15 protein-coding genes are annotated in these 18,016 nt (G+C 52.6%); 2 read left to right on the forward strand and 13 right to left on the reverse strand.

Annotation, left to right across the window (positions count from 1 at the left end; genetic code table 11):
* Positions 1-4: 4 nt before the first annotated feature.
* From ACM5Q9_RS07925 to ACM5Q9_RS07985, 13 genes are all read right to left on the reverse strand, one after another.
* A complete protein-coding gene (locus tag ACM5Q9_RS07925) occupies positions 5-1,438 on the reverse strand; it encodes an efflux transporter outer membrane subunit (protein ID WP_418144195.1) in 1,434 nt (477 codons plus the stop codon).
* Entirely contained in the window at positions 1,416-4,562 is a 3,147-nt protein-coding gene (locus ACM5Q9_RS07930) for an efflux RND transporter permease subunit (RefSeq protein ID WP_418144196.1), read from the reverse strand. The genes ACM5Q9_RS07925 and ACM5Q9_RS07930 overlap by 23 nt, the downstream gene beginning before the upstream one ends.
* Positions 4,549-7,644, reverse strand: coding sequence for a multidrug efflux RND transporter permease subunit (locus tag ACM5Q9_RS07935; RefSeq protein ID WP_418144197.1), 3,096 nt, complete (start codon positions 7,642-7,644; stop codon positions 4,549-4,551). Before ACM5Q9_RS07935 ends, ACM5Q9_RS07930 begins: the two co-directional genes overlap by 14 nt.
* Entirely contained in the window at positions 7,641-8,792 is a 1,152-nt protein-coding gene (locus ACM5Q9_RS07940; protein ID WP_418144198.1) for an MdtA/MuxA family multidrug efflux RND transporter periplasmic adaptor subunit, read from the reverse strand. Before ACM5Q9_RS07940 ends, ACM5Q9_RS07935 begins: the two co-directional genes overlap by 4 nt.
* Before the next feature lie 173 nt (positions 8,793-8,965).
* Positions 8,966-9,721: a cell division protein ZapD gene (gene zapD / locus ACM5Q9_RS07945; protein WP_418144199.1), complete on the reverse strand. Its 756-nt coding sequence runs from the start codon at positions 9,719-9,721 to the stop codon at positions 8,966-8,968.
* An 18-nt stretch (positions 9,722-9,739) separates the two neighbouring features.
* Positions 9,740-10,369, reverse strand: a complete 630-nt coding sequence (coaE, locus tag ACM5Q9_RS07950; protein ID WP_418144200.1) for a dephospho-CoA kinase — start codon at positions 10,367-10,369, stop codon at positions 9,740-9,742.
* A 212-nt stretch (positions 10,370-10,581) separates the two neighbouring features.
* On the reverse strand, positions 10,582-10,809 hold the full coding sequence (locus ACM5Q9_RS07955; protein ID WP_418144201.1) for a response regulator transcription factor: 228 nt from the start codon (positions 10,807-10,809) through the stop codon (positions 10,582-10,584).
* Between the two features lie 91 nt (positions 10,810-10,900).
* Entirely contained in the window at positions 10,901-11,749 is an 849-nt protein-coding gene (gene panC, locus ACM5Q9_RS07960; RefSeq protein WP_418144202.1) for a pantoate--beta-alanine ligase, read from the reverse strand.
* A gap of 32 nt (positions 11,750-11,781) precedes the next feature.
* Positions 11,782-12,651, reverse strand: coding sequence for a segregation and condensation protein A (locus tag ACM5Q9_RS07965; RefSeq protein WP_418144203.1), 870 nt, complete (start codon positions 12,649-12,651; stop codon positions 11,782-11,784).
* Between the two features lie 9 nt (positions 12,652-12,660).
* Entirely contained in the window at positions 12,661-12,849 is a 189-nt protein-coding gene (locus ACM5Q9_RS07970; RefSeq protein WP_418144204.1) for a DUF3460 family protein, read from the reverse strand.
* A gap of 174 nt (positions 12,850-13,023) precedes the next feature.
* Positions 13,024-13,764, reverse strand: coding sequence for an amino acid ABC transporter ATP-binding protein (locus ACM5Q9_RS07975; RefSeq protein ID WP_418144205.1), 741 nt, complete (start codon positions 13,762-13,764; stop codon positions 13,024-13,026).
* A gap of 12 nt (positions 13,765-13,776) precedes the next feature.
* Complete coding sequence (locus ACM5Q9_RS07980; protein WP_418144358.1) at positions 13,777-14,805, reverse strand: amino acid ABC transporter permease; 1,029 nt, start codon at positions 14,803-14,805, stop codon at positions 13,777-13,779.
* A gap of 85 nt (positions 14,806-14,890) precedes the next feature.
* Positions 14,891-16,069, reverse strand: a complete 1,179-nt coding sequence (locus ACM5Q9_RS07985) for an amino acid ABC transporter permease (RefSeq protein ID WP_418144206.1) — start codon at positions 16,067-16,069, stop codon at positions 14,891-14,893.
* A gap of 368 nt (positions 16,070-16,437) precedes the next feature.
* Here ACM5Q9_RS07985 and ACM5Q9_RS07990 point away from each other — a divergent pair, with 368 nt between their 5' ends.
* Positions 16,438-17,103, forward strand: a complete 666-nt coding sequence (locus ACM5Q9_RS07990; protein ID WP_418144207.1) for a cell division ATP-binding protein FtsE — start codon at positions 16,438-16,440, stop codon at positions 17,101-17,103.
* A complete protein-coding gene (locus ACM5Q9_RS07995) occupies positions 17,104-18,012 on the forward strand; it encodes a cell division protein FtsX (RefSeq protein WP_418144208.1) in 909 nt (302 codons plus the stop codon).
* Positions 18,013-18,016 lie beyond the last annotated feature (4 nt).

The following is an 18,016-nucleotide window of genomic DNA, read 5'->3' on the forward strand; positions in this document are numbered from 1 at the left end:
AATACTATGGTGTTAGCTGCCCGCTCCAGCCACCGCCAAGCGCCTTGATCAAATCCACCGTCGTATTAAGCCGTTGATTCTCCAACTGCAAGGCCGTACGCTCCGCCGAATAAGCAGAAGCCTCCACCTGCACCACACTCAAATAGTCAATCAGGCCAGCATTAAACTGATTGCGGGTAATCTGCAAAGACTCGCGCGAAGCCGCCAAAGCCTGTAACTGCACCTGAAGCTCACGATTTAGCACTGCCAAGGTACTGATTGCATTCTCAACTTCCTGCAAGGCCGTCAATACCGTTTGCCGGTAAGCCGCCACCTCGGCCTGATAAGAAGCCTTTGCATAATCGATACTGGCCGAACGCGCTCCCCCGTCAAGCAAAGTCATCGCCAAAGACGGCCCCAATGACCAGAAATTAAGCGGCGAGGAAATCCAGTCGGAAAACGTAGCGGCCTGCAAACCACCGGATAAACCCAGGTTCAGATCGGGAAACCAGGCCGACTGGGCCACCCCGATCTCCGCATTGGCCTGCGCCACCCTGCGCTCGGCCGATGCCACATCAGGGCGCCGTTGCAAAACGGTTGCCGGTACGCTAACGGGAATGGCAGGCAACTTCACCTCAAAAGCCGTTTGCGCTATGCTCACGCTGGAAGGCAACTGGCCAGTCAATACGGCAATCGCATTTTCCGTGCGTACCCGCTCGGCTTCAATATCTATGGCCTGTGCGCGCGCATTATTGACCTGTGCCATCGCGGCCACCACATCACCCCGTGCCGATACGCCCTGTGCATAGCGATTCTGGTTCATCCGCAAAGAGCGTTCATACGCCTCTAACGTACGATCCAGCAAACGCTTCTGCTCGTCAATCATGCGCAAGGTAAAATAATTCTGTGCCAGCTCCGACTGCATGCTCAGCCTGACATTGGCCAGTTCTGCTGCACTAGCCTGCTGTGCCGCCTGTTGGCCCTGCACCTGGCGACGAATTTTTCCCCACAGGTCAACCTCCCAGTTCAGGGAACCGCTCACATCATATTGCGATGCGCCAGAACGGTTACTGCCACCCGAGCGGTCATAGGCGGTGCCGCCTCCCAAGACCGGAAAAAATCCGGAACGGGCCTGTGCACTCAAGGCCTTGGCGGCATCATAGCGGGCAACTGCCTGAACAATATTCTGGTTGGCGGCGTTCAGCCGCTCCATCAAATCATTCAACACCGGGTCATTGAAGCGTTCCCACCAATTACCCTTGGCCAAGTCATCACCAGGCCTTGCCTGCACCCAGCCTGCCACCTTTTCAGCCTTGAAGGAAAGCCCTACTTCCTGCTCGGGGCGCACATAATCGGGACCTACCGTACAGGCACTTAACAGGACCAAGGACAGTATGCCCATCACAACCCTGAGATGCCTGCCCGGAACACGGGAATCATTGCTCAATGCTTGACTCATTTTTCAACCTTTCACTTTCAGTACCCGGCAACACTTCACCAGTACGTTTTTTCTTTCTGGCAAAACGCCAGCGCAATTTATCCAGATACAAATAAACCACCGGTGTGGTATACAAAGTAAGCACTTGGCTCAGGAACAGCCCCCCCACAATCGCCACCCCAAGCGGCTGACGCATTTCCACACCCGCACCGGTTGCCAGCACCAAAGGCAGGGCACCAAACATGGCCGCCAGGGTTGTCATCATGATCGGCCTGAAACGGACAACACAAGCCTCATAAATAGCCTGCTCGGGGGGACAGTTTTCCTGGCGCTCTTTTTGCAAGGCAAAGTCCACCATAATAATGGCGTTTTTCTTCACGATCCCAATCAGCAGGAATACCCCGATCAGGGCAATCAGCGTGAACTCCATACCCACCATCATCAAGGCCAGCAAAGCGCCCACACCGGCCGATGGCAAGGTCGACAGAATGGTTAGCGGATGCATATAACTTTCATAAAGGATGCCCAGCACAATGTACATCACCACCAGCGCAGCCAGAATCAGCAAAGGCTGCTGGCTGGTGCTTTGTTGAAACATCTGCGCATTGCCCTCGAAACCGGCCTGAATTTCATTGGTCGGCAAATTCAGGCGCTCAACGGCATTTTCAATCGCATTGCTGGCCTGCTCGAGGGTCACCCCTGGCGCCAGGTTAAAAGCGATTGAATCGGATGCCAACAATCCCTGGTGCCGCACACTAAGGGGCGCATTGGCGGTCTCAAAAGTGGCAAACGCAGACAAAGGGACCCGGCTGCCATCTGCCGTCATCAATTCAATCGTCTCCAATACCTGGGCGTCCTGGGCATACTGCTGCTCTACGCCCATCACCACATGATATTGATTTAATTCACTGTAAATCACGGACACCTGACGCTGGCTGAACAGGTTATTCAGGGAACCGGCAATCAGGCTCATGTCCACGCCCAACCTGGTGGCCATTTCCCGGTCAATCACCAATTCAATCCGGCGTCCTTTATCCTCCACCGCAGCATTCACTTCGGTCAGTTCAGGCAGGGCTACCATGGCCCTTTGCACTTTAGGCACCCATTCCCTAAGCAGTTCCAGGTCTCCGGACATCAGGGTATAGTCATACGACCCCGTCGAGCCACCGCCCGGTCCGCCCATGCGGATATCCTGCTGCGGCACCAGGGAAAGCTGTGCCCCCGGAACGGTCGAGAACTTGCTGCGCAAGCGGTTAATCACCTCATTAGCCGACAACTCTCTTTGCTCAAAAGGCTTAAGCTGGATCATCAGGAAACTGGAATTGCTGCCACCCCGTCCCCCCGCATAGCCCATGACTGTATCCACATTGGGATCCTTGAGAATTTCCTGGCGGTAAGTTTCCAGCTTGGGCACCATCGCCTGGAAAGAAGTCCCCTGATCCACCCGAAAAAAACCCAGGATCATGCCGGTATCCTGCTGAGGAAAAAAGCCCTTGGGCACAATCACGTACAAGTAAACGTTCATGCCTATCGTCAGCAAGAGCATCAGCAAAGTCAAGAACCTGAAACGCAGGGCCCAACCCAGGGTTTTCTTGTAAAAATCCAGCATGGCATCAAAAGAACGGTTCCAATGCCGAGTCAGCCAGCGCTCCTTACGGACAACAGGCTTGTTTTTCAGCCATTGCGCGCACATCATCGGCGTCAGTGTCAGGGAAACCAGCAAGGACATTAGAATCGCCACCGACAAGGTCACCGCAAACTCCCTGAACAGGCGCCCCGGCAACCCTCCCATCAAAAACAGGGGAATAAACACCGCAATCAGGGAAACACTCATGGTCATCACGGTAAAGCCGACTTCCTTGGCGCCTTGCAGTGCCGCCGTAAAAGGACGCACGCCCCGCTCCAGATGACGGGTAATGTTTTCCAGCACGACAATGGAGTCATCCACCACAAACCCGGTTGCCACAATCAGGGCCATCAGGGAAATGGTATTCAGTGAATACTCCAGAAAATACATGACAATGAAGGTACCCAGCAGGGATAGCGGCACTGAAACGGCCGGTATCAGGGTAGCGCGCACATTCTGCAAAAACACCAGCACCACCAGGGTAACCAGAACCACCGACATGATCAGGGTAAATTCGGCCTCGGCCAGGGTGGCGCGGATGCTGGGCGTACGATCCTGGACAATATCCAGATCAACCTGCGATGGCAAAAGCAGGCGCAAGGCTGGCAATTCGGCCTTGACCAGATCTACGGTTTTAATAATATTGGCCGACTCCTGCCTGCGCAGCAGCATCAGAATGGCTTTTTCATTATTGTAAAAACCACTGTTGAAAACACTTTCAATCGAATCATAAACCTTGGCCACGTCTTTCAGGCGGACCGCTGCCCCGTCCTGCCAGCGTATGACCAGGTCTTCAAAATCCTTGGCCTTGCTCAACTGCCCGTTCGTGCCAATCTGCCAACGGTATTCGGCATTTTCCAGAAAACCGTTAGGCTTCACGGTATTGGCCGATGTAATGGCCGAGCGGACCTCATCCAGTGCAATACCGTATGAAGACAGGACATAGGGATTAAGATCCACCCGCACCGCAGGCAGGGAACTGCCACCAATAGTCACCTCACCGATTCCTTCCACCTGAGCCAGCTTTTGCGCCAAAATGGTTGAGGCCAAGTCATAAAGCTGGCCCTGGTCAAGGGTGTCAGAGGTTAGCGCCAGTGCCATAATGGGGGAGGAAGACGGGTTAACCTTGCGATATGTGGGTGGCGTGCGCATGCTGCTTGGCAACAGGGGCTGGGCGGCATTGATGGCGGCCTGCACCTCGCGGGCCGCGTCATCAACATTCTTGTCCAGGTCAAATTGCAGGAAAATCCGCGTGCTGCCCTCGGTATTGGTCGAACTCATCGACATCAGGCCGGAAATATTGCCCAATGACCGTTCCAGTGGTGTGGCCACACTCGAGGCCATGTTCTCGGGACTGGCTCCCGACAGCGAGGCCCGGACCGAAATCATGGGAAAAGACACTTGGGGCAAGGGAGCAACTGCCAGGAGGTAATAGGCAATCGCCCCCATCACGGCAATCGCCACTGCCAGCAATGAGGTAGCAACAGGACGCGAAATAAAAGGGCTAGACAGGCTCACTGCTTTCATCCCTGCGCGTTGCTACACGCCGGCTGCCAAGCCGGTCAAACATCAGATAAATAACCGGCGTGGTAAACAGCGTCAGGATCTGGCTGCAAATCAGCCCCCCCACCATGGCCAGGCCCAATGGCTGGCGCAACTCTGCACCGGTACCGGTAGACAACATTAATGGAATCGCCCCAAAAAGCGCCGCCAGGGTGGTCATGAGAATCGGCCTGAAGCGTAGCAGCGCTGCCTGGTGAATGGCTTCTTTGGGGCTTAGTCCCTGATGTCTTTCCGCCTCGAGGGCAAAGTCAATCATCATGATGGCATTTTTCTTCACAATGCCAATCAGCAGGATGATGCCGATAATGCCGATCATGTCCAGGTCCCTCCCGGTCATGATCAAGGCCAATAAGGCACCTACGGCCGCTGAAGGTAAGGTGGACAGAATGGTAATGGGATGGATATAGCTTTCATAAAGCACGCCCAGCACAATATACATGGTAAAAATAGCCGCCAGCATCAGCCAGAGCGTACTGGACAGGGAGGATTCAAAGGCCTGGGCCGCCCCCTGCAGACGCATTTCCACCGAAAGCGGCATGCCAATCTGCTCCCGCACCTCGTTAACCACATCCACCGCATCAGACAGGGAAACCCCTGGGGCCAGGTTGAAAGAAACCAGTGCCGCCGGAAACTGGTCAATGCGCATGACTTCAAGCAAGGTTTGCGAGTCATCAATGCGGGCAATCTGAGTTAGCTGCACCGGATCGCCATTACTGGAGGCCACATAAACATTTGACAGGTCTGCCGGTGACTGCCCGTACTCGGGATCCACCTCGAGCACCACCCGATATTGGGCTGACTGGGTGAAAATCGTGGAAATCTGACGCTGCCCGAAAGCATTGTAAAGCGCCTCATCGACCTGCGACATGGAAACCCCATAACGCGCTGCCGCATCCCTGTCCACGATCACATTGGTTTGCAAACCACCGCTCTGGTAGTTGTCGGTGACCCCGGTTAACAGCGGACTTTGCCTGAGCTGGCCCACAAATTCCGGTACCCAATGCTTAAGCAGCTCGCCATCAATGCTTGAAAGGCTGACTTGATATTGCGTGCGGCTAACCTGGGTATCAATCGTGAGGTCCTGCGCCGGTTGCAGATAAACCTTGATACCACTTAAAGGTGCCAGACGATCCTCTAGACGTTGCATGATCCGTGCAATGCTGTCACGGCTTTCATTCGCCTTGAGCGATATTTGCAAACGGCCGGTATTCAGGGTGGTGTTACTGCCATCAATACCCACAAAAGATGATACAGACACCACATCAGGATCTTGCAGCACCAGCTCAACCACTTCCTGCTGCCGTTGGGAAATCTGCTGGAAAGAAGAGGATTGTGGTGCCTCGGTAATCACCTGGATAAGGCCCGTATCCTGCTGCGGAAAAAAACCTTTGGGAATCCACCAGTACAAAAACAGGGTCAGCAACAAGGTTGCCAGTGCCACCATCAGGGTCGTGCCCTGGTGCCTCAGCACAATCTTGAGCAGGCGATCGTAATAATGGATGAGTCCGTCAATCGCCTTGCCCATTCTGGCATGGAAGGCATTACCCCTGTACTCGCTTTCGGGCTTGAGCATGCGGGCGCACATCATGGGGGTCAGGGTTAATGAAATGACCAGGGAAATCAGAATGGCCACTGCCAGGGTAATGGCAAACTCACTGAACAGCCGTCCAATGACATCCCCCATGAACAACAGGGGAATCAACACGGCAATCAGGGAGATTGTCAGGGAAATCAGGGTAAAACCGATTTCTTTCGCCCCCTTGAGCGCCGCCTGCATGACCGTTTCGCCTTTTTCGATATGGCGGGCAATGTTTTCGATCATGACAATCGCATCATCCACCACAAAACCCGTGGCAATCGTCAGGGCCATCAAAGACAGGTTATTCAGGCTGAATCCAAGCAGGTACATGACGGCAAACGTACCCACGATAGACAGCGGCACCACAATAGAAGGAATGATGGTAGCGCTGATGCTACGCAAAAACACATACGTAACCAGCACCACCAGGCCAATCGCCATCAACATTTCTGACTGCACGTGCGAAATTGACTGGCGGATGGTTTCGGTCCGGTCAGAAGCAATATCCACCACGATGGATGCAGGCAAGGCAGCCTGTAATTGGGGCAGCAATGCCTTGATATTATCAACCACCTCGATCACATTAGCCCCGGGCTGGCGCTGGATGTTCAGCAAAATAGCCTGCTCATTGCCAATCCATGCCGCCTGCCGGGTGTTTTCCGCATTATTCACCACCCGCGCCACATCGCTCAGGCGCAAGGGCGCACCATCGCGATAGGCCAGAATAAGCGCTTCATATTCTTCAGGGGTTTTTAACTGGCTATTGGTGTAAATCGTGGTTGCCCGACGCGGGCCGTCGAGGTTACCGGTAGGCTGGTTGATATTGGCACCGGTCACGCCGCTACGGACATCTCCCAGCGTCATGCCATTGGCCGCCAGTGCGGTTGGATTCACCTGTATGCGAACGGCCGGACGCTGTCCGCCGGCAATGCTGACCAGTCCCACCCCAGAGATTTGGGACAGTTTTTGGGCCATCCGGGTTTCAACCAGGTCACGGGCTTCATACAAGGGCAAGGTAGGCGAGGTAATTGCCAGGGTAACCACCGGTGAATCGGCCGGGTTCACCTTGTTATACACCGGTGGCATGGGCAAGTCGGCCGGCAACAGATTGGACGCGGCATTAATGGCGGCCTGCACCTCTTGCTCGGCCACGCTCATATCCAGAGACAGGGAAAATTGCAGGGTAATGACCGATGCTCCCCCCGAGCTTGACGAGCTCATTTGCACCAGGCCAGGCATTTGGCCGAACTGACGCTCAAGGGGTGAAGTGACCAGAGAGGCCATGGCATCGGGACCCGCCCCCGGATACAGGGAAACCACCTGAATGGTAGGGTAATCAACCTCGGGCAAGGCGGAAATGGCCAATTGACGGTAAGCGGCAATCCCGGTAAGGAAAAGGGCTACCATCAACAGGGTAGTGGCTACCGGCCGAAGAATGAAAGCACGCGAGATATTCACTGGACGATCTCTATTTTGGAACCATTACGCAGACGATCAACGCCCTCGGTAATAATCTGGTCGCCAAGCGTTACCCCTTCAAGGATCTGCGTATAGATGCCATCGGTCACGCCCAGCTTGACTGGTACCATTTCAGCGGTATTGCCTTCAACGACCTTGAACACGAAAGGACCGCTTGAGCCGTTCTGGATCGCGTCGGTGGAAATGGCCATGGCCTGTGGCACCTGACGGATTTTCAGGCGTGTATTGACAAACTGATTAGGAAACAGGCGCTCGTCTTCATTGGAAAAATTGGCTTTAAGCTTGATGGTGCCGGTGGTTACATCGACCCGGTTATCCATGGATGACAACACGCCAGTTGCCAATTCCTGCCGGTTATCGCGATCCATCAGGGTGACTTCCAGCTGTGCACCATTGACATATTGGCTTGCCACCTCGGCAAGATGAATTTCAGGCATGGAAAACACCACTGAAATAGGCTTGACCTGCGTAATCGTAACCAAGCCTTCAGTGGCATTTGCCGTCACCAGATTGCCAATGTCAATATTTCGTAAACCCAGGCGCCCGTCAATCGGCGCCAGCACCTTGGTATAGGCAAGATTCAGGCTGGCTTCATCAACCGCAGACTGGTCGCTTAATGCCTGGGCTTCCAGCCGCTTGACCAGTGCCGCCTGCGTATCTACCTGCTGGCGGGCAATCGAATCCTGTTTGTAAAGTGTCTGGTAACGCTTCAGGTCCTGCCGGGCATTGGCCAGTTCGGCCGCATTCTGGGCTTGTTGGCCCTGGGCCTGCTGAAGCTGTATCTGGAAAGGACGGGGATCAATCTCAACCAGCAGATCTCCCTGCTTGACCTCTTGTCCTTCGTCAAAGGCAATCTGCACAATCGGGCCGCTTACCTGGCTGCGAACCTCTACCGTATTGAACGCGGTTACCGTACCCAAGCCGGGCACTTTCACTTCCATATCTTTTTGCTGGACAGTTTCAACCCTAACAGGCGTCACCATGGCAACACGCCCCCTTCCTCCGGGACCCGCTCCATTACCTGAGGGTGGGCCACCGGCGCTTGGTGGCTGTGCCGTATTGTTGCTGCCGGCTGAAGGATTGAAAAAATACTGCCATCCATAGTATCCGCCAATCAGAATCAACACAAATATTGCCAACTGGAAGCGTTTAGATGGTTTTTTTACGTTTTCTTGTATTTGATTGCCCATTGCTCAACAATTCGTGATTAAAAAAATTAATAAGCAATATTGTGAACTATCTAAATGAATTCTGGCTACCTTACGCCGGCAATTTGAAATAAACTGCAATACCTGTTGGCTTAAACGTTGCAAAGAGCAATTTTAAAAGCAATCGGACTGGTGAGCAGTTCTGTTTTTTGCCCGGCCGATAACTGGTGAAAACGAATCCAGATAATATACTTGTTGGCGCTGATTTCAGGATAAGTACGAATATGATCGGGCACCCACACCCGGATAAGCTGATAGACCTTGCCACCCAGCATTTCCTGGTAAACACCTCCCTCCTGGGTACTGGCATCAACCGAGTGACCTGATTCACGCAACATTTTCAGTACCTGGGCCACACCATCATACAAAGGCATGAAAGGCCTGATCCAGTTAATCAGGGAAGCCTTGCGCTCTTCTTCAGGAAACAGCTGCCAGGCGGAGTAAGATGGCATATCCATTTGGGAGGTACCGCCAGGAATGGCAAAGCGGTTTTTCAGGCTCATCAACCACTCATTTTCGCGGGTGGCCTGCCCTATGCGCCCGGTCCCGGACAAGGCGGCAGAAACACGCTCAAGATCGGCAATCGCCTGGTTCAGGGCAGCCAGATCCACATCGGGATAATGACGGTAAGCCTCGAGATTGGTTTTCTGTTTATCAATATCCTGCAAAATTCCGGTCCGGACTTCAGCCCGGTCACACGAATCCATGATTTCAAACAACACCGACAGCGCCACGTGCTGCTGCATGGGATCAGAGGATCCGGCAAAGGCAAACAGTCGCTTGAACAAATACTCCAGGCGCATGACGGAACGGATTCGCTCGTTAAATGGATACTCGTATAAAATCAATCTCACTCCTTCTTGCGTTCAGCCCGCACCGGCAAGCTTGCGAGCCGATAACAACCATTTTTGATGCAATTCAAAAGCGCGTTGCTCTAATTGTTCGTGGGTGACACCACTGCCATTAAATATTACTTCGTTGGCAACTGCAAGCCTTTGTTCACGACTGGCCTGTGCCTTGATAATATTCCTGATAGCCTCATCCGACAATCCACTTCTGCTTTTCACCCGCAAGAGCTGTTCGGACACCTCGCAATCAACCACGCAGATAACGTCAAGGAAGTCTTTGTATTTATTAATGGACTCAACCAGCAAAGGTATATCGTAAATAACGTAATCGCCTGTGGCACTGGCCGTTTTACTGGCCATTTCCTGGCTGATAAGGGGGTGGATAATGGCTTGCAATTGATGACGCGCACCCGCATCATCAAAAGCCAATTGTCGCATATAGGCCCTGTCCATGCCGCCCTCGGCATTAATGGACTGGCTGCCAAAAGCAGCCCGTATGACAGTGATGGCCTTGCCACCCGGCCCGGTCAATTCATGGGAGATGGCATCGGCATCAATAATGGTGACATTCCATTGGGCAAACAAACGGCAAACCGTTGATTTTCCGGATCCAATCCCACCGGTTATGCCGACTTTGAATTTTTCCATGACGCATTTGATTTTAAAAACAGATAATCGGATTGGCACAGCCCCAGCTGGCATGGCATTGCAAAACAACCATCACGCCAAACGTCACCGCGCGACCGGATAGCCAAAACCCAGCCTGCGTACAATGTACACCAAACCGGGTTGACACGCCATAAACACCTGAGGCAATCTGATTACAATTTGTTCCTCATGGAAGACAGAACGTGAATCACTCAAAGCAATTCAAGGGTCGTTAAACCATACAATAGATGAACCAGATTTCTGGCATTCATTTTCCGAAAAATATGTGCCCGATGGGCCTCTATGGTTCTTTCGGTGACCCCAAGCATGGCAGCCACTACCTTGTTGGGCAGCCCCTTGCCAAGCAGTTTAAGTACTTCTTTTTCACGTGGCGTCAGTCGTGCCAGTTTTTGCACCAGGACTGGATTTGAATGGTCCATATAACCTCCTTAACTCTTATATAAGACTTAAAAAGATTATATGGACCATTCGTGATTTTGACACCTACCCGTTTATGCAGGAGCAGGATAATTAAAGCTCGATTTCCAGATTGTCAATAAGACGGGTAGCGCCCAGCTTTGCCGCTGCTAAAACAACCAGCGGTGTTTTGTTGGCAATGTCTTCGGCCGTTGGCTCGTGCAAGTCAAGCTGCTTTCTGACCGACACATAATCAACCTGCCACCCACGCCTGGACAGCGTACTCCTGGCAAAATCCTCAAGGGCCGCCGGTTCGGTTTCTCCGGCCTGCAACCTGTCTTTGACCTGGTTAAGGGTCGCGTACAGAATGGGGGCTTCGGCACGCTCGGCATCGCTGAGATAACGATTGCGCGATGACAGGGCCAACCCGCTAGGTTCACGAACCGTTTCATGCGCATAAATGGTGACGGGCAACTGGAACTGCCTGCACATGTTTCGCACAATCATGAGTTGCTGGTAATCTTTTTTTCCAAAAACCGCAGTCATGGGCTGCACGCAGGAAAACAGCTTAAGCACAACGGTTGTCACGCCTTCAAAAAAACCCGGACGGAATTCGCCTTCCAGGACATTGCCCAAGTCGGAAGGGGTCTGCACGCGATAGCTTTGCGGCTCTGGGTACATTTCCTTGACCGAGGGGGCAAACAGCACATAGACATCGCGTCGCTCTTCAAGCTTGGCAATATCCGCTTCGAGGGTACGCGGATACTTCTCAAAATCCTCATTGGGCCCAAACTGTAGCGGATTAACGAAAATACTGGCAACGACCGGATCACCGTGCTGCCGGGCAAGGCGCATCAGGGACAAATGCCCTTCGTGAAGGTTTCCCATAGTGGGGACAAAGGAAGCCCGTAGCTGGCCACGCAGCTGATCCCTTAATTCCTCAATGGTGTGAACTACTTTCAATTGTCTTCCTTTCTTGTTTATGGACCGTCAATTTATTCAACGGCAATTGTATAGGCAAGCCGCACATAGATGGGTGCATAGGGCTCTACTTGGGTGATTTCCAATAATGATTCACGCGCCAGTTCCAGCATCGCGATAAAGTGCACCACAATCACGGCAGCCGGCTCCCCTTCCTCGATTCTTTCCATGAACAGGTCGGTAAACTCCATGAAACGGATATCCGACAACCTTCGCAATATATGCGTCATATGATCGCGTACCGAAAGCTGCTCCCGGGTAATCTGGTGGTGCGCATTCAGTTTGGCCCGTTTCATGATATCTTGCCAGGCCTGCCTGAGGTCATCAGTACTGACCTCGGGCAACATGCGTTCCACGCTTAGATCCATCTGCGCACTGGCACGTTCAAAGTCACGCCCCAGCTGCGGCAAGGCATCCAGTTTTTGGGCGGCAAGCTTCATTTTCTCGTATTCAAGCAAACGCCGCACCAGTTCGGCACGGGGGTCCTCCACCTCTTCACCGGTATCCGACTTACGGACCGGCAACAGCATCCTGGACTTTATCTCGATGAGCATGGCGGCCATCAATAGATACTCGCCGGCAAGCTCAAGGTTCTGACTACGGATTTGATCAACATAGCTCAGGTACTGCCGAGTAACCTCGGCCATGGGGATATCCAGCACATTGAAGTTCTGCTTGCGAATCAAGTAGAGCAGCAGGTCGAGCGGCCCCTCGAAAGCCTCCAGAAACACCTCGAGGGCATCAGGGGGAATATACAGGTCTTGCGGGATATTGAATAAGGGCTCACCGTACAGGCGAGCCAAAGCAACAGAATCAACCACATCGGGTGTACTGTCTATCTCGGGATCAACCAGTATATCGATTGCCTCTGGGGCGACTGCCATGGGAATGGCTTAATTGGTTTGATAAACGTAAGGTTTCTGGGGAACACAGGCAGCCTTGAATTGTTCAAGCTGTTCAGCATCCTGCTGCTTGTCCCATAAAAGCGAACGTCCTTCAAGCTGACGCTTTTCGGTACCAGGGTGTTCGGTTTTGTAACCTTTAAGAAACTGGGTAATTTCTGACTCGTAATGTTTTGCCATGATCACTTACGCAAGAATAAACTAAAAATGAAAGTTTACTGCACTTCTTGGTGAGAAACCCGATTTCAGGCGTTTTTTTCGTTTTACAGAAGAAAACCGCCAGGCAGCCTTGCGTCAGAAAGAGCAGGAAGCGGCCCAGGGCAGCAAAACACGAAACGCCCGGCACGCCCATCTTTAATGCAATATCTGGCTTAAAAACAATTTGGTCCGCTCATGAACCGGATGATCAAAAAACACATCTGGCGTGTTCTCTTCGACAATCCGGCCTTCATCCATAAAAACCACCCGGTCGGCCACTTTTCTGGCAAAACCCATTTCATGGGTAACACACAGCATCGTCATGCCTGACTCCTCGGCCAGGTTAACCATGACATCCAGCACCTCCTTGACCATTTCAGGGTCAAGTGCCGAAGTAGGCTCATCAAACAGCATGACCTTGGGACTCATGCACAATGAACGGGCAATCGCGACCCGTTGCTGCTGCCCGCCGGACAACTGGCCAGGATACTTGTGTGCCTGCTCTGGAATCCGAACCCGTTCAAGGTACTTCATGGCTACCGCTTCGGCCTGCGATTTGGGCATTTTCAAGACCCAGACCGGCCCCAGGGTAAGGTTTTCAAGCACGGTCAAATGGGGAAACAGGTTAAAGTGCTGAAACACCATGCCCACGTTGCGGCGTACCAACTCGATATTTTTCAGGTTATTGCTCAGCTCGACGCCATCGACAATAATACGACCCTCCTGATGCTCTTCCAGACGATTGATGCACCGGATCAGGGTGGATTTTCCTGAGCCTGACGGCCCGCAAATGACAATACGTTCGCCGGCAGCAACCGACAGGTTGATATCCCTGAGCACATGAAACTTTCCGTACCACTTGTTCACATTTTCCATACGGACAATCATATCTGACACACCAGGCTCCTTTTAACGCTTGTGTCCCGTATCCAGGCGAGCCTCAAGATTTTTGGCATAGCGGGACATGGCAAAACAGAAAACAAAATAAATAACCGAAATGAATAAATAGGCCTCGACACTGAAGCCACGCCAGAGCGGATCAGCCAGGGCGGCCTTGGCCGACAGTGTCAGGTCATAAATGCCGATAACCACTACCAGCGAGGTATCCTTGAACAGGGCAATGAAAATGCTCACCATGGGAGGAATCACGATTTTCAGGGCCTGGGGCAGGACAATTTTATACATTTGCTGCCAGTAGGTCAGCCCCAGTGACTCGGCTCCCTCCAGCTGTCCCTTGGGGATGGCCTGAAGTCCACCACGCACGGTTTCGGCCACATAGGCGGCAGTGAACATGATAATGGCAATTTGCGCGCGCAACAGCTTGTCAAAGGTGACCCCTTCGGGCAGGAACAGGGGCAACATGACCGACGACATGAACAGCAGGCTGATCAGGGGAACCCCCCGGATGATTTCAATATAGACCACGCACAAGGCCTTGATCGCAGGCATGCGGGAACGCCGTCCCAGGGCAAGCAAAACACCTAGGGGAAAAGCCAGGCCAATGCCAAACGTGGCAAGAATAAGGGTAAGTGGCAACCCGCCCCAACGGCTGTTTTCAATTGGGCTTAAGCCCAGCACCCCTCCCCACATCAGGATGGCTACCGAACTCAGGCCAACAACCCAGATCAGCAGCAGCCATTTATTCCAGAAAGTGCGGATGGCACTGCAAACGATAACGGCCACCAGAATAAGCACGGCCAACAAGGGACGCCACTGTTCGTCATACGGATAAGTACCAAACAGGATAAGCCGGTATTTTTCCTTGATAAAAGCCCAGCATGCGCCTTCTGTACCCTGGCACTCTGTGCCACTGCCTGCCGTGAAGTTGGCCTTGAGCCAGGCCCACTCGAGCAGCAACGGTGCCGTCATTAACAAGAACCACAAAATCAGGGCAGTGATCAGGATGCTTAGGGGCGAAGAAAAAAGATTCCTGCGCATCCAGGCCAAAACACCGCTTTCATTTTTTGGCGGTGGACGACTTCCTGGCTGGACGGAATCAATGGGCAATGTATGTTGACTCATCTTAGCGCTCTACCAGGGCAATATGCCGGTTATACCAGTTCATGAATACCGAAATGGAAAGGCTGACCGTAAGATAGGCAGCCATGATGATTAAAACCCCTTCAATGGCCTGGCCGGTTTGGTTCAGGGTGGTGTTGACCACGGACACGATATCCGGATAGCCAATCGCCACCGCCAGCGAACTGTTTTTGGTCAGGTTCAGGTAAGTACTGGTCATGGGAGGAATCATGACCCTTAAAGCCTGAGGCAAAATAACCAGACGCAACACCTTGCTTTTGCCCAAGCCAATCGAACCGGCAGCCTCCCATTGCCCCTTGCCGATACTTTGGATGCCGGAGCGGACAATTTCCGCCACAAATGCAGAAGTATAGATAACCAAGCCGGCCAGCAAAGCCGAAAGCTCTGGAGAAATGGACAAGCCACCAACAAAATTAAACCCCCTGAGCTCGGGATAATCCAGTGCCAGCGAAGCCCCACTCATGAAATAACCCAACAGGGGAAAAACCAGCAACATGCCCAGGCCGGCACGCAAAACCGGAAAAGTTTTACCGGTTTGATCCTGCCGCTTGCGCGACCAGTAATAAAAGACAAAAGTACCAAGCACGGCCAGCAGCAGGCCATAGAATATCCAGCTTAAGGACGCTCCCTCAAGAGCAGGAAACTTGAGCCCGCGGTTGGAAAGGAAAACACCGCCAACCGGATTTAGGGCCTGCCTGGGGCCGGGCAGGCTTTCAGTAATCAGGGCATACCAGAAAAACAGCTGGATCAGCAAGGGGACATTCCGGATGACTTCAATATAAACCGTAGCCAGCCTGCCCACCAGCCAATTTGTAGACAGCCTGGCCACACCGATAATTGTTCCCAGCAAGGTTGACAGAATAATGCCCAGGGCGGAAACCTGCAGGGTATTGACAATCCCCACCATGATGGCACGTTTATAGGTATCAGCGGGTGTATAGGCAATAGACGACTCGCCAATGGCAAACCCCGCCTCACGATCGAGAAAATCAAACCCCGTAGTAATATTGCGGATGGAAAGATTATGCAAGGTATTGGAAACCAGATACCAGGCAACATAGGCCACTATACCCAACACTGCAATTTGATAAACGATGGAGCGGAATGCCGGATCATTCCAGGAAAGACGCGTTTTATTTGTTTTTTTGGAAGCCATAAGCATTTACTTTACAAACCAACGGATATTTGTAACCCAAATATTACCTGTTTGTATAGCCTTTAAGGAAAAATACCAACCTGCAGTGTATAGACTGAAACATCCATATAATAAATCGTAATTACATGCCCTTTTAATTAGCATGCGTAGATCCCCGGAAAACACGTATATACACATGTTGCAACACTGCATAAATACCACCCCAAAAAAATTTAATTTTGAAATGATCCTGCCAGAACGGACCACGCGCAAAATATAACGGGCCATCTGCCTGAAATAAGTTTCACAATCGGAGGTTTCATGAAAAAATGCCCTAAATACAATAAAATGCTGGCATTATGTGGATTTATATGCCCGCCCTTACCTGAACAAACATGATTGAATTCAAGCACGTCTTCAAGTCGTATGGCCAAAGTGCCAATATCCTGGCTGATATCAACTTCAACATTTCACGAGGTGAATTTGTTTTTGTATCTGGCCCGTCCGGTGCCGGCAAATCCACCCTGCTCAAGTTGATTGGTGGGCTTGAACATCCTACCCGTGGCTCCATCATGGTGAACGGACAAAGCCTGGACAGCATGCCGGCACGGGCACGGCCCTACCTGCGCCGTGCGGTTGGCATCATTTTGCAGGATACCCATTTGCTGTATGACCGCAACGCCTTCGAAAATGTCATGCTCCCCCTGGCCGTGATGAACCTGGATCACAATAAAGCGGTTTCCAGGGCACGTGCCGCAATTGCCAAGGTAGGGCTTTCCGGCAAAGAAAAGCTCAACCCGATTGCGCTGTCAGGGGGTGAACAGCAACGCCTGGCCATTGCCCGCGCCATCGTCAACCGTCCGGCCATCCTGATTGCTGACGAACCCACCGCCAACCTGGACCAGGACAATGCCAGCCGAATTCTAGAGGTATTCCGGGATTTCAACCGCGTGGGGGTGACCACCCTGATTGCCTCCCATGACATGCCACTGCTACAACGCCATGCCAACCGGACCCTGCTGCTGGAGCCCGGCCGTTTCAAAGATCTGGGAAAACATTAAATGAGCACCTGGCTTAGACATCACCTCTACGCGATTCGCATTGCCGCACGCCGGCTGCTGGGCACCCCCTTTTCATCCCTGACCAATATCATTGTGATTGCCCTGGTCTTGACCTTGCCGCTACTGGCAAGTGCCATCCTGGTGTCCATGGAACCACTTGCCCGCAATATATCCGTGAATCCGGCCATTTCCCTGTTCATGAAAGAGACAACCACCATTGAACAAACCCGTGCCGTGGCCAGCCAGCTGCAAAACGAACACAGCCAATCCATTCTTACCCTGGAAGTCATCGACAAGGCCGATGCCTTGAAGTCGCTAAAAGCATCGGAAACCTGGTCAGACGCACTTAAAGTCTTGCCACAAAACCCCCTGCCGCACTCGATTGTCATCACCCTGTCCGATGAGGCCAGTGCAACCGAAACCGCAGAACAGCTGGCGCAGGCCTGGAGCAAGCGGCCCGAAGTGGACCTGCTGCAGTTTGACAGTGCCTGGATCCAGAAGCTGGAAGCCATTCTTTATTTCATCAGGATTGTGCTCGGCCTGCTGGCTGCCGGGGTGGCACTTATCGTGATTACGACCGTTTTCAATACAGTCCGCATGCAGGCACTGGTGCAGCGTGACGAAATTGCGGTTGCCCGCCTGGTCGGTGCCACCGAATCCTTTGTGCGGCGGCCTTTCCTGTATTTTGGTGCCATCACGGGCATGACGGCCGGTTTACTGGCCGTATTGCTCACCACGATTACCCTGGGCTTTTTAAACCAGGCCATTACCCTGCTTTCAAACAGCTATGGGGTGCCGTTCAGCTTTACCTTGCCCCCCGTCTCATGGCTGGTCCTTACGATTGCACTGGTCATGCTGGTGGCCGCAACGGCAGCCCGCTGGTCGGTAACCCGCCACTCACATTTCTAAACAC

The organism is Advenella sp. RU8, from assembly GCF_048381675.1.
Taxonomy (GTDB): domain Bacteria; phylum Pseudomonadota; class Gammaproteobacteria; order Burkholderiales; family Burkholderiaceae_B; genus Advenella.